This is a genomic window from Thioclava sp. GXIMD4215 (assembly GCF_045291555.1).
In the GTDB taxonomy this organism is placed as follows: Bacteria; Pseudomonadota; Alphaproteobacteria; order Rhodobacterales; family Rhodobacteraceae; genus Thioclava; species Thioclava litoralis.
Genome location: NZ_CP149515.1, coordinates 470252 through 481745, shown reverse-complemented (window position 1 = coordinate 481745; position 11494 = coordinate 470252). Strand labels below are relative to the sequence as shown.

Sequence of the window (11494 nt, the reverse complement as noted above, 5' to 3'; positions counted from 1 at the left end):
AAGTCTTGCCAGCCGGAGGGGCGTGGCCTGCCGGACCGAGGGTCAGGACCAGGGTCAGGGCCAGCGCCGCTGTGTCAGCCATGTCAAGATAGCAGCGGTAACGCAACCCACAATGACCATGCCAAGCATGTCAACAGAAAGTAATTCCCCCGCAGCCCGCAACCCGAAGCTGAGACCATCCAGCAAAGCGCCGAAAACATTGGTGCTTTTGACCATATGCGCATGACGGAACATATCGAGTGCGCCCAGATAGACCACCGTCATCGCTGCCAGATAAAGCGCCATCCGCAGCCCCGCCAGCACGGTACGGTAGGGCGTGCGCAGCGTTTCGCGGCCCAGCCCGTACCAGCCGCCCAGAAGCCCCGTCAGCCCAAGCACCGGCACATATCCCTTGGTCACGGTGGACACGGGCAGCAGGCCAAGCGCCGCTTCGGCACAGGCCCAGGCCACCCCCCCCAACGCGAGCGCGGCAACCGCCCGCGAGGCGGTTGGCATCCGCGCCCTTGCATTGTCATAGCCGATACGCTGCATCGCGCGCCCCCTGCCCCTCACCAAGATCGGCAGCACCATCGCGCAGGAATATGTCCAAAATTGGAAAGGCGCGGGAAAGCCTAGCCTTTTTTATGCCTCTCATAGGCCGCAAGCGCCTTTTCGCGCCCTTCTTTCAAATCCACCAGCCGCGGCGGATAACGGTCATCCGCAGACATCCGCCATGATTTCGGGATCGCATCGAAATATTGCAGCGCCGTTTTGCCGGGCTGCGGCTGTCCTTCGGCAATCCAGGCGCGGCGGTAGCGGCCATCGGGGTCGAATTTCTGGGCCTGCGTCTCGGGATTAAACACGCGGAAATAGGGCGCGGCATCGGGGCCGCAGCCCGCCACCCATTGCCAACCCATCGCATTCGAGGCGGGATCCCAATCGGTCAGGCAGTCCTCGAACCAGCGCAGCCCCACCCGCCAATCGGTCATCAGATGCTTGGTGAGGTAAGAGGCCACGATCATCCGCGCACGGTTATGCATCTGGCCGGTGACGAACATCTCGCGCATCGCGGCATCCACGAAGGGCTCGCCCGTACGACCGCGCCGCCACGCCTCGGCATCGTTATTGTCGCGCCGCCAGCCGAAGCCGTTCCACTCGGCCCGCCAGTTCTCGTGATCGAGCTTGGGGAAATGATAGAGCAGATGCCATGCGAATTCGCGCCAGACGAGTTCCTTCAGAAAGGTCTCGGCCCCCGCGCTACCGGCTTCCATACGCGCCCAGCCGCTATGCCAGAGGCTGCGCGGGCTGATCTCGCCATAGGTCAGATTCTCCGACAGGTTCGAGGTGCCCTTCTGGTCGACCTGATCGCGGGCAGTCTTATAATCGTCAATCTTGTTCCCGAAGAAAGAGGCCATGCGCCCTTGGGCCGAGGCCTCGCCAATGCAGGCATGTTCCGCCAGCACAGGCCCCCCGCGCCGCATCTGCGCCCCCATCTGCCATGAAGCCAGAGCCTCGCTGTCCGGCCATGTCTCGGGCGCGGCCAGCGCGCGCACCGTGTCACAGGGGGTGTCCACCCCGCGTCCCTTCACGGCATTCCAATAGGGGGTGTAGACCTTGTAGGGCTCGCCCTTGCCGGTGGCGACATCCCACGGCTCGAACATCAGATGGCCCTTATGGCTATGCGCCCCGATACCGCTCTCCCTCAAAGCCGCCTTCACAGCCCTGTCGCGCGCAATCGAGGCCGGATCATAGGCGCGCGACCAGTGCACCTGCGTGGCCCCCGTCTCCTGCACCAGCCCCTGCAGGACCTCCAGCGCCGCCCCCTTGCGCAGGATCAGACGGCTGCCGATCTCCTCAAGCCGTGCTGCGAAACTGGCGATGGCCTCCCCCCAGCGCCATTTGGCCGCAGCCCCCGTTCCGGCCACGATCTCGTCATGGATGAAGACGCAGATCACGGGAGCGCCAGTTTTTTCGGCAGCCACCATCGCCGGATGATCATGCAGACGGAAATCGCGTCTGAGCCATAGAATAACCGGTTTCAACCCCATGAATCCCTCCGTCAAACCATTGAAAGGGCTAAATAGCTGGCAAATGACCCACGTCCAGCCCCCAAACCCGCTCACGACGCGGCACGGCGATGTGAAAATCCCTCTTGTCGCGTCGGGCGCTGCGTTTTAGCGTCGGGGGAGAACACATAAAACAGGGACTTCCATGAAACATTTCACCTCTCTGCTCGCAGGCGCGGCCTGTCTGATCGGTCTGCAGGCACAGGCTGAAAGCCCCGATCTTCTGGTCTTTGACTGGTCGGGCTTTGAAGTGCCGGGCCTGTTTGCGCAATATGCCCAGAAATATGGCGCTGGCCCCAGCTATACCTTCTACGGCGATGACGACGAGGCCTACCAGAAGCTTGCCTCGGGCTTCAAAGCCGATGTGGCCCATCCCTGTTCGCAGATGGTGTCGAAATATCGCGATGCCGGTCTGATCGAGCCGTGGGACGTCTCGCGCATTCCCGCCTTCAAGGATATCGACCCGAAATTCCTCAATTCCAAGATCTTCAAGGATGATCAGGGCGTGTGGTATATCCCCACCGACTGGGGCGCGACCGCCATCGCCTATAATCCCGAGAAAGTGCCTGCCGAGGATGTGGCCTCTCTGGATGTCTTCCTGAACCCGAAATATCAGGGCCGTATCTCGCTGCCCGACAGCTCGGATGATGTCTGGGCGCTGGCCTATCTGGCCACCGGCGTGTCGGACTGGACCAATGTGACCGAAGACCAGTTCCAGGCAGCGGCGGCATGGCTGCGCAAAGCCCACCAGAATGTGCAATCCTACTGGACCGACCCTTCGGAACAGGCCCAGACCATGGCGTCGGGCGAAGTGCTCATTTCGTGGTCGTGGAATGATGGCGTGACCTATCTCAAGGCCGATGGCTATCCGGTGGCCTTCCAGCGCGCCCCGAAAGAAGGCTCGTCCACCTTCTTCTGCGGCTATGTCAACCTCAAGGATGGCCCCGGTTCGGAAGATCAGGCCTATGACTTCATCAATTCGTGGCTGGCCCCCGCGGCAGCCCCTGCCCTGATGGAGGCCATCGGATATGGCCATACCAACGTCAAGGCGATGGAGCAGTTCTCGAAAGAGGATCTGGATGCCGCAGGTCTTGGCCATGTCGATGCCCCGATCCTTGCCCAAACCCCCAATGACCCGCAGATGCGCGAACGTCAGCTGGCGGAGTTCGAAAAGATCAAGGCCGGGTTCTGATCCCACCCTTGCAAGCCCGCGAAAGCCGCCCCGCCGAGGGCGGCTTTTTTATGGGCCGTATCGAGGTTTATGGGCCGTATGGAGGCCCCTGTTCAGACCTTGGGGCGTGGCTTTGATGTCATATATCAGAAAAATCGGATATGAACGTAACGCTCTGCCCGCGGATTAACGATCTGTTAACCACTGCACGCAACAGTTGTTGTGTTAACTATACCCAATGAGGCGCAGGTCTCGTGATACAGAGTAGGCAGTTCGGTGACATATGGGTTCAAAATCGCGATTATGCCGGAATCCGGTGGCATAGACACGCCTGTGATGGGCGGGATCAACCAGCCCGGCTACGGTCAGAGAAGCCGGTTTGAAAGCCTGCGCAGCGCCGAGCTTAAAAACAGATCTGTCGAAGCGATTATTCGCGCCGAAACCACCCATGCCAAGGTTTTGGCCGATACGCTGCATGCCCAGATGCGCACCGTCGAGATGTGGCAGACCCATCTGGACCGGTTGCTCCGCCGCCGTGAAATCTCGCAAAACGAGACACTCTGCCCGATCCTCGAAAGCGAGATCCGGAAAATCTCGGCGCGGCTGGAAAAGGCGGTGGACCGGCTCAAGCTCGCGCAGGATGCGATTGCCACACATGGGCCTGATATTGCAGCACGAATTGAACACTGGCGCGCAATGGCCAGCCCCGAGGTATAAAAACCCCTTTCCTTCCGCCCCCACGCGGCCCAGATAGGCGATATGATACTCGATATTGCCATCCTCGCCTTCGCCGCCGCTATGGGCCTGTTCATGTTCTGGCCGAGGATGCGCGCGCGCCCCGGATGGCGGGCAATGATCACGCCGCTGGCCTCGATCATCGGTTCGGGCTTTCTGGTTCTGGGGCCGATCCTTCAGGTCCGTTATGGCTGGCTGGCCCCGGCGGTCATGGCCGCGCTTTGCCTTCTTGCATGGGCCTTCGGCAGCGCGATCCGTCACAATATCGCCTGCCTCGAACACGAGACGGCCCCCGCGCATGGCATTCGCGGGCTTGAAACCCTGTCTTCGGTGGCGCTCGGGGTCGCCTATGTGATCTCTGTCGCCTATTACCTCAATCTTTTCGGGGCTTTCGCCGTGTCGCTGACCCCGTGGGACACCAGCCTGAACGCCAAAATCGTGACCACGGTGGTGTTTGTGGTGATCGCGGCGGCGGGCCTGTCGGGCGGGTTCAAACGGCTCGAGCGGATGGAATATGCCAGTGTCTCGCTGAAACTGGCCATCATTGCGGGACTGCTGCTGGGGCTGGCGGTCTATTTCCTGTCGGAAACCTCGAAAGGCACGCTCTATCTGCTGCCGCCCGATCTGGGGCCGCTGGAAGCTGTCCGGTTGGGCTTTGGTCTGATTGTCACCGTGCAGGGCTTCGAGACCGCCCGCTATATGGGGCGCAACTATGATGCCCCGACCCGCATCCGTGCGATGAAGCTGGCGCAATGGCTCTCGGCGGGGATCTATATGGTGTATATCGTGCTTCTGGCCTATGTCTTCCCGCCCGGCGAGATGAAGCTGACCGAAACCGCCATTATCGAAATGATGCGGGTGGTCGCACCGATCCTGCCGGTCATGCTGGTGGCCGCAGCACTTGCGGCACAGTTTTCGGCAGCGGTGGCCGATACCGGCGGCGCGGGCGGGCTGGCCGCAGAGCTGAGCCATAACCGCCTGCGTCCGGGCTTTGCCTATGTCATGCTGGTGGCCCTTGGCATCGCGCTGACATGGACGGTCGATCTGTTCGCGATCATCTCCTATGCCTCGCGCGCCTTTGCGGCCTATTACGCACTCCAGTCGGCCTTGGCGGCGCTGCGGGCCCAAGGCGGGCAACGCCTGCGCTATGCGGGGCTTGCGGTGCTGGGCGCGGCGATCGCGATTTTCGGGATATCTGCCGAAGGATAAGGCCACATTCGCGTGAACATCCGTGCTAAGGGTGTGAAACGCTCCGTGTCACCCCCATGTCACCCGATATACGTTATGCTGCAGATGCGAAGCCATTCGGGATGTCTCTCATGAACAGATACAGACTGCCCCATAGTCTGCGCGAACATGTCGCCGACGGGGTCATGCATGTGTTGGGGCTGGTCACCGTGATTGCGGGGATCAGCGGACTGCTGGTCTGGGCGGCACTCACCGGCCCTGTCACCCATATCTGGCCTCTGGCCATCTACGCGGGCGGATTGCTGGCCAGCTTCGGTTTTTCCGCAGCCTATAACCTGACGCTTCACGCCCCGACCCGCGCCGTTCTGCGCCGCTTCGACCATGCCGCGATCTATCTGCTCATCGCCGGCACCTATACCCCGATGGCCCTGCTGGGCCTTGAGGGCCGGACCGGATGGGCGCTGGCGATTGCCTCTTGGGTGATTGCGGGCATAGGGCTGGTGATGAAGCTTGGCTTTTTCAACCGCTGGCACCGTCTGGGATTTGTGATGTATCTCGCGATGGGCTGGATCGGCTTGGTCGCGAGCTACCCGATTGTCACCTCCCTGCCGCTGACGGTCGTGATCCTGATCGTGACGGGCGGGCTGATCTATACCGCAGGCACGGTTTTCCATGTGATCGAGCGCATCCCCTTTTCGCGCGCGATCTGGCATGGCCATGTGCTGGCCGCCGCCGTGACGCATTTTATCGCCATCGTGCTTCTGGCCGCACCCGCCTGACATCCGCCGCGCCCCGACAACCGGCAGGCCAACGAGATTTCCGTTGACGCGCCGCCCGGCTTTCGGCATGGCTCGGGCATGTTGAAAATTTCCGATATCACCTATTCCATCGAAGGCCGTCCTCTGTTCGAGGATGCCTCCGCCACCATCCCCGACGGCCATAAAGTCGGCCTTGTCGGCCCCAATGGTGCGGGGAAAACCACGCTGTTCCGGCTGATCCGCGGACAGGCCGTTCTGGAAAAGGGCGATATCTCGCTGCCCTCGCGCGCCAAGGTGGGCGGTGTGGCGCAGGAGGTGCCTTCCTCCGCGACCAGCCTGCTTGATACGGTGCTGGCGGCAGATACCGAACGGTCGGGACTTCTGGCCGAGGCCGAAACCGCCACCGATCCGGCCCGCATTGCCGAGATCCAGACCCGACTGGCCGATATCGATGCATGGTCGGCGGAAGGACGCGCCTCGTCCATCCTGAAGGGCCTGGGCTTTGACGCCGAGCAACAGCTGATGCCCTGTTCCGATTTCTCGGGCGGCTGGCGGATGCGTGTGGCGCTGGCGGGAGTGCTTTTTGCCCAGCCGGACCTGTTGCTGCTGGACGAACCGACCAACTATCTCGACCTCGAAGGGGCGCTCTGGCTCGAGCAATATCTGGCGAAATACCCCCATACGGTGATCATCATCAGCCACGACCGCGGGCTCCTCAACCGCGCGGTCGGCTCGATCCTGCATCTGGAGGGCAAGAAGCTGACGCTCTATTCGGGCGGCTATGACAGTTTCGTGCGCCAGCGTGCCGCCAATCGCGAACAGCAGGCCTCGGCGGCCAAAAAGCAGGACGAGCGCCGCGCCCATCTGCAGAAATTCGTCGACCGCTTCAAGGCCAAGGCCAGCAAGGCCAAACAGGCGCAGGCCCGCGTGAAAATGCTGGAGAAGATGGAAACCATCACCGCTCCCGAAGATGCGGCCAAACAGGTTTTCACCTTTCCCGAACCCGAACAGCTTTCCCCGCCTATCGTTGCCCTTGAAGGGGGCTCTGTGGGCTATGACGGCCGCGCGGTGCTGCAACGGCTGAACCTGCGCATCGATCAGGACGACCGGATCGCCCTGCTGGGGCGCAATGGCGAGGGCAAATCGACATTGTCGAAATTGCTGGCAGGAAAGCTTGCGCCGATGACCGGCTCGATGGTGAAATCCTCCAAGCTGCGGATCGGCTATTTCGCGCAGCATCAGGTGGACGAGCTGGATCTGGGGGCCTCGCCGCTGCTGCATCTGCAACGCATCCGCCCCGATGAGGGGCAATCGAAGCTGCGCGCACGGCTTGCGGGCTTCGGGCTGGGCGCGGATCAGGCCGAAACCGAGGTCGGGCGGCTGTCGGGGGGGCAGAAAGCACGGCTGTCGCTGCTGCTATCAACCATCGACGCGCCGCATATGCTGATCCTCGACGAACCGACCAACCACCTTGATATCGAAAGCCGCGAGGCACTGACCGAGGCGCTGAACACCTATACCGGCGCGGTGATTCTGGTCAGCCACGATATGCATCTTTTGTCGATGGTGGCCGACCGGCTCTGGCTGGTAAAGGATGGGCGCGTGGCCCCCTATGAGGCCGATCTTGATGCCTACCGGCAAGAGCTTCTGACCCCGCCCAAAAAGGACGCCGCCCCCGAAGCGCCCAAACCCAAGCCCAAACGCGCACCACGCGAACAGGTGCTGGCGCTGCGTTCGGAGGTCCGCAAATGCGAGGAACGGGTACAGAAGCTGGAGGAAATGGCCGGAAAGCTGTCCACCAAACTTGCCGATCCCGCGCTGTATGAGGACGGGCGCGCCGGAGAGCTTGAAACATGGAACCGCAAATATGCGGAGCTGCGCGAGGCGATGGACCGTGCCGAAGCGCTTTGGATGGACGCTTTGGAAAAGCTGGAAACGGCAGAGGCCCCCTAAGGGGCCTTTTCCCTAGGGCAAACGAAAGCTCCGCGCGCGGTCCTGCGCTTCCCAATCCGCCACAGCCGCCTGTCCCCCCAGTGCCTGAAGAAGCGGCGCAAGCTGGCGCTCATAGAGACGCCATTTATCAAGCCCCTTGGTATTGACCCCTTCGCGCACCTGCATCACCGACGCGGTGCGGACCGAACGCACCTCTTCGGTCGTGGCCGGAGTGTCGGATGCGGCTGAAAGACCCGCAAAAGACAGGATCTCGGCCATCTGGGCCTCACGATCCTCGACCAGTGCGCGGTAGGATTGCACCCGCATCCGGTCGCCGAAAATCCGTTTGTTGATATCGCGCATCCGCCATGTCTGCCGCATGACCCCGCCGATCTTGTCGAGATGGGCGTGATAGGGCACAAGGGTGGTGAAGTGGAGTTTGAAATTCGACAGCCCCACATCCATCGGGTGCCGCTCCATATGCAGGATCCGCAGATCGGGCAGCACCGCCCGCGCCACCCAGAGGCTGAACGCATCCGCGGGCATTTTGGTCACCAGAACCTTACCGGCGGGGGTGTGTTTGGGAAGGCTGCCTAAAAAATGCCAGCGCAGCTGCTCGACCATAGGGCGGTCGAGCTTGCGCAGTTTTTCCAGCCGCGCGACATCGGTATGCGAGAAATCCGGCAGCCCGGACAGCAGGGCCGGACCACACAGACACAGATGCTCCCCCATCGCGAACGTGTCGGGATGCTGCGCCAGCAAGCTCTCGGTGATGGTGGTGCCGGAACGCGGCATGCCGCAGATAAAGACAACCTTCGGCATTTGCCAAGCAGGATCGGCGCTGGGAAGATCGGCGGCAATCTCGTCGAGCAGGTCGACATAGCGCGCAAGCTGGTCCACATCGAACTCGCCCTTGATCAGCCGGTTCATCTGCTTCCAGTAGCCGAACGCTTTGGCCGGACTGCCATAACATTCCTCGGCCCGTGCAAGCGCCTGCAGGACTTCGCTTTTGACCGAAGCCGGCAGATCTGTCTGGAGCGATTTTTTCAGATAGCGGGCCTGCGCGCTATTCGGGCTAACGGGGTCGATCTGCCCGATCGTCGCGCGCAAAACGACCGATTGCGGCTCGATCTCCAGCGCTTGGGAAAAACACATGCGCCCCTCTTCGGTCGCGCCATAATTCATGAGACGCTGTCCGAGAATGAACCAGCCGGCAGAGAATTTCGGGAACCGTTCAACCAGAATACGCAGCAGTTCCAGCGCCTTGCCTTCCTCCCCGAGCTGCCAGAAGGTTTCGGCCAGATCGAGGATATACTCGGGCGTGTCCCCGTGAAGTGCGGCAAGATTCTGGAGAAAGTGCAACGCCTTGACGAAATGCCCCTTTTCGAAAAAGGTCAAAAACTCCGCACGGGTATCGCTATATCTGATTGCACGCATTCTGCTGCCCTGTCCTATGAACTTGGCTGCAGTATCGGGACAATAAGCAAAGAAATCCTTTACCAAAATAAAAAGCCGGCCCCGAAGGACCGGCTTTGCCGTTTCAAAGGCCGATGCCGTTACATCGCGCCAAGCGTGAAGACGCGGGTGACATCGAACTTCATGCTCCACTGCTCGTCCGAACCGGCTTTGGTGATCGGGCTGTCTTTGGCATCGTTCATCAGCTTGTCATAGCGCACCGAGCCTTCAACACCCCAGCCGCCGTCAAAGCGGTATTTGGCACCGAATTCCACACCGGCGGACAAGAATCCTCCATCGGGATCGAAGGCCGTCAGCGAACCGCCTGCGGCAGCCGAGGCTGCGGCTTCCGCCGCCGACACGCCGTAATAGGTTTGCGCATAACGTTCCGTGCCCCAGAAGGCGCGCGGCCCCATGGTCAGGGTCAGGCGCTCGGTCGGATGCAATTTGAGATCGGCACCGACCTCCCCGACCCAGGTGTTATGACCGATAACGCCATAACGCACATCGCTGTAAACCTTGTAATAATCGGTGTCATAGCTCAGCCCCAGCCCCATTTCCAACGAGGCGTCCACATCGCTCAGACCGGCAAGCTCGTCATAATCGCTGGAATCGCGCTTGCCGATATAGCGGAACGACCCCGAGACCCCGAGGCCCGATTTCTCGGCATAGGGATCGGGATTGCCATAGGTCAGGCCGCCATATTGCAGCGCATGGATGCGGAACACCATATCGGGGCCTGCGGTGTAATCATCCGATCCCGGATATTCCGGGCTGACCGAAACACCAGCGCCAAGCGTGAACTTCATTCCGGCGCCGGAGGATTGCGTCGAAACGCGCGGGGTCGAGAAATTATACCCTTCGGACTGGCTGGTTTCGGCCTGTGCAACAGGAGCCAGAAGCGGCAGCAAGGCAACCGAAGCTGCGGCGATTTTTGCAGTGATCTGGGTCACGGTATGATTCCCTCGTTCTTGGTCCCGCATCGCGCGGCCCGTCGATAATTTGCGCAGATATTAAAGCAGATCGCCAAACTTGCCACTCCTGCAATCAATTTCCCGCGAAACTGTTGCATGGATATATCACGCCCTCCTGCGCCCGCGAAACCGGCCCGTTTCCTTGATCAAAATGATCAACCATTGACCGGTGATCACGGAATTGGCATATCTCGGACGGTCTATAGGAGGTTTCCCATGCGCCCGTTTTCTTTGCTTGCGCCCGTTCTGGCAGTCCTGCCGCTGCCCGCTTTGGCCGATGTGAATATCTATTCGCACCGCCAGCCGGAACTGGTGCAACCGCTTCTGGATGCGTTCACCGCGAAAACCGGCATCAAGGTCAATGTGGCCTATATCGCGCAAGGCATGGTCGAGCGTCTGCAGGCCGAGGGGCGGCGCTCGCCCGCCGATCTGGTGATGACGGTCGATATCGCCCGCCTGACGCAGGTGGTGGATGGCGGTGTCACGCAGCCGGTCGCGGACCCCGCGCTGGATGCGGCGATCCCGGCCGCCTTCCGCGACCCCGATCATCAGTGGTTCGGCCTGACCTCGCGCGCACGGATCATCTACGCCTCGAAAGAGCGCGTGGCCGAGGGCGAAATCACCACCTATGAGGATCTCGCCGATCCGAAATGGAAAGGCCGCATCTGCACCCGTCCCTTCACCTCGGATTACAACGTCGCGCTGACCGCCGCCTATATGATCCATCATGGCGAAGCAGCCACCCGCGACTGGCTGACCGGTCTCAAGGCCAATCTGGCCCTGAAACCCTCGGGCAATGACAGCAGCCAGGTGAAATCCATCTGGGCGGGGCAGTGCGATATCAGTTTGGGCAACACCTATTACATGGGCCAGATGCTGGCCAATGCCGAAAGCGCCGAATGGGCCAAGAGCGTGTCGATCCGCTTTCCGGTCTTCGAGGGCGGTGGCACCCATATGAACATTTCGGGCGTCGCCATGACCAGATCCGCCCCGAACAAGGACGACGCGCGGGCGCTGATGGAGTTTCTGGTCTCGGACGAGGCGCAGCATATCTATGCCGAAACCAATCACGAATTTCCGGTAAAAGAGGGCGTGGCCCCTTCGGAGCTGGTCAAAAGCTGGGGGGCCTTCACCCCCGACGGGCTGGATCTTGTCGAGATCGCGAAAATGCGCCCCGCTGCGCTCAAGCTGATCGAAGCGGTGAATTTCGACGGTTGAGCCAAGCGGCGCGTCTGT

The 11494-nt window shown here is 61.2% G+C and carries 10 protein-coding genes; 6 read left to right on the top strand and 4 right to left on the bottom strand.

Features of this window, described 5'->3' with window-relative positions; genetic code table 11:
• Positions 1–54: 54 nt before the first annotated feature.
• Entirely contained in the window at positions 55–531 is a 477-nt protein-coding gene (locus tag WDB86_RS02330) for a TrgA family protein (protein ID WP_406720836.1), read from the bottom strand.
• Positions 532–611: 80 nt separating this feature from the next.
• A complete protein-coding gene (locus WDB86_RS02325; RefSeq protein WP_406736485.1) occupies positions 612–2027 on the bottom strand; it encodes a cryptochrome/photolyase family protein in 1416 nt (471 codons plus the stop codon).
• Positions 2028–2190: 163 nt separating this feature from the next.
• Between WDB86_RS02325 and WDB86_RS02320 the strand changes: the two genes are divergently transcribed.
• The 5 genes from WDB86_RS02320 (at position 2191) to WDB86_RS02300 (ending at position 7850) form a co-directional block, all read left to right on the top strand.
• Positions 2191–3237 carry an extracellular solute-binding protein gene (locus WDB86_RS02320; protein WP_339107423.1) on the top strand — a complete coding sequence of 349 codons (1047 nt, stop codon included), beginning with the start codon at positions 2191–2193 and terminating at the stop codon, positions 3235–3237.
• Positions 3238–3492: 255 nt separating this feature from the next.
• Positions 3493–3933 (top strand): hypothetical protein, encoded by a 441-nt coding sequence (locus WDB86_RS02315; protein ID WP_339107424.1) that lies wholly within the window; start codon positions 3493–3495, stop codon positions 3931–3933.
• 42 nt (positions 3934–3975) lie between these two features.
• Positions 3976–5160 carry a hypothetical protein gene (locus tag WDB86_RS02310; protein WP_406736484.1) on the top strand — a complete coding sequence of 395 codons (1185 nt, stop codon included), beginning with the start codon at positions 3976–3978 and terminating at the stop codon, positions 5158–5160.
• Between the two features lie 110 nt (positions 5161–5270).
• Positions 5271–5918 carry a hemolysin III family protein gene (locus tag WDB86_RS02305; protein ID WP_406736483.1) on the top strand — a complete coding sequence of 216 codons (648 nt, stop codon included), beginning with the start codon at positions 5271–5273 and terminating at the stop codon, positions 5916–5918.
• A gap of 78 nt (positions 5919–5996) precedes the next feature.
• Positions 5997–7850 (top strand): ABC-F family ATP-binding cassette domain-containing protein, encoded by a 1854-nt coding sequence (locus WDB86_RS02300; protein ID WP_339107427.1) that lies wholly within the window; start codon positions 5997–5999, stop codon positions 7848–7850.
• Between the two features lie 12 nt (positions 7851–7862).
• On the opposite strand, the gene WDB86_RS02295 is transcribed toward WDB86_RS02300, so the two are convergent.
• Positions 7863–9266, bottom strand: coding sequence for a tetratricopeptide repeat-containing sulfotransferase family protein (locus WDB86_RS02295; protein WP_406736482.1), 1404 nt, complete (start codon positions 9264–9266; stop codon positions 7863–7865).
• A gap of 119 nt (positions 9267–9385) precedes the next feature.
• Positions 9386–10237 (bottom strand): MipA/OmpV family protein, encoded by an 852-nt coding sequence (locus WDB86_RS02290; protein ID WP_339107429.1) that lies wholly within the window; start codon positions 10235–10237, stop codon positions 9386–9388.
• A 237-nt stretch (positions 10238–10474) separates the two neighbouring features.
• Here WDB86_RS02290 and WDB86_RS02285 point away from each other — a divergent pair, with 237 nt between their 5' ends.
• Positions 10475–11476, top strand: a complete 1002-nt coding sequence (locus WDB86_RS02285; RefSeq protein WP_339107430.1) for a Fe(3+) ABC transporter substrate-binding protein — start codon at positions 10475–10477, stop codon at positions 11474–11476.
• Positions 11477–11494: the final 18 nt, after the last annotated feature.